Source organism: Rhodanobacter lindaniclasticus (assembly GCF_004799035.1).
GTDB classification, from domain to species: domain Bacteria; phylum Pseudomonadota; class Gammaproteobacteria; order Xanthomonadales; family Rhodanobacteraceae; genus Rhodanobacter; species Rhodanobacter lindaniclasticus.
The window spans coordinates 1-1,637 of sequence record NZ_MWIO01000088.1 but is presented as its reverse complement, the minus strand read 5'-3'; the positions used below and the strand labels follow the sequence as shown (position 1 = coordinate 1,637).

Annotated in this window: 1 protein-coding gene and 1 pseudogene; both read left to right on the top strand. The window is 56.3% G+C overall.

The genetic code is table 11. From position 1 onward, the window contains the following. Positions 1-197 (top strand): annotated as a pseudogene (locus B1991_RS18830) (IS30 family transposase); the annotation flags it as partial. Between the two features lie 301 nt (positions 198-498). Then, positions 499-855: a DUF6188 family protein gene (locus B1991_RS18260; protein WP_136260097.1), complete on the top strand. Its 357-nt coding sequence runs from the start codon at positions 499-501 to the stop codon at positions 853-855. Positions 856-1,637: the final 782 nt, after the last annotated feature.

Genomic DNA, 1,637 nt, shown 5'->3' with positions numbered 1-1,637 from the left:
ACAAAATCGCCGACAGGCAGCTGCGGCTCGACATGCCCAAGGGCACGGACCTGTCCGTCTACAGCCAGGCCGAGCTGGACCAGATCGCCCTGAGCCTCAACACGCGGCCGCGAAAGCGCCATCAATTCCGCACCCCGCTGGAGGTTTACAACGACCACCTCAGACTGGCTGAGGCAGAAGCAGGAACGATTCACTGATCATGTTGCACGTGGACCTTGAAACCGCCCCACAAAACCCGCCCACAACACTTCCTGAAGGCCATACTGTGCGTGTGATGCCAAAGTCAACAGAGCAATACCCGAATGGGTACTGGCGTCAGTTTGACTCAAAAGGTAATCCTGTTAACCCATCTACAGGCCGACAACCAGGAAGTGTTCCGCGCGCGGAATCAAGGGCGCAAACACATGTTCCGTTGCCCCCTCCGAAACTGACAGACCCGGCTCCGCCGCCGCCCCCCATTCAACCGTTATCACAATGAAAAGCTATAGGAGTTGCTTTATGTACGGCTTGAAAAGCACCGAAGATCTTTCATTCATGCTCAATGCTTGCGTCTCACAGATTGTTGTAAGTCAAAGCGCGCTCAAGATTGACTTCGATCAACAAATTCGTTTGACAATATTTTCAACATTTGCAATGAAGATTGCCGACCAAGCAATGATGCAGTTCAATGGCTCAACGGAGGATGCTGCGGCGTTGTTTCCGCTGATTGGGGATGTCATAACGGCAGCCAAAGCAACGACAAGTGGCGGGTTGCACCTGAACTTCAAGTCAGGTGCTCTCCTAGAAGTTTTTGACGATAGTAAGCAGTACGAATCGTTCACCATTTCGAATGGCGACCAACTAATAGTTGCTTAGATCTACAGCAATACAGCAAATCTGAACGCTAAGGGGTCGTGTCTTGTCTTGCCACATGACGCCTGGAAAGTCTCCCGCGCGGACGGACGCTAAGCGCTCGCTACGCGACCATCAAGCGCCGGGCGATGGTTCGCCACTGGCTCATCAGCCGGGAATGAAAGAAGACGTGGCCAATTAAATTGCGTGGCCCCGTTGAGTTGGGCGGCGACCTGCCAGCGGCCATGCGTTGCAGCAAAACAGCTGCAACGCCGGCGGTTGCGAAGCCTAGAGTACCGTCGGCACGATCGCGGTGACCCTGCTGCCTGCCTGCCTGCCTGCCCCGCCACGGTGACGACACCTTTCTCCGTGTTCGGGAAGCCTTACAGCATCACATGGTCCGCCTCGGCGACGGCCACCTCCTACAAGGTACAAAGAACCAGCCTGGACAATGGCAGCGTCGCGATAGTGGCGACGACGGCGGCAACCAGTGCCGCGATGCCAACTCCCACTACGAGCCAGCTCCTCCAGTACGCCGTGCAGGCGTGCAATGCCGGCGGATGCTCCGCGTTCAAGAACGCATCCAACCCGACGCAGGCCAACCCGCCCGGGCCGATCGAGTGAGGAGCATGGACATGGATATCCAGATCAAAGGGTGGGTCGTGCACAAGGCGATCGCGTATGCGTTAGGGATGCTCTGATTTATTCCCCGTCTGCGGCATCATAGCCAGCAGTCCCCAGGAAGCCCATCGCCGGTGAAACAACGTTCCTTTGCGTCGCTGAATTTCGAGTCCAAGAAGAAGCCG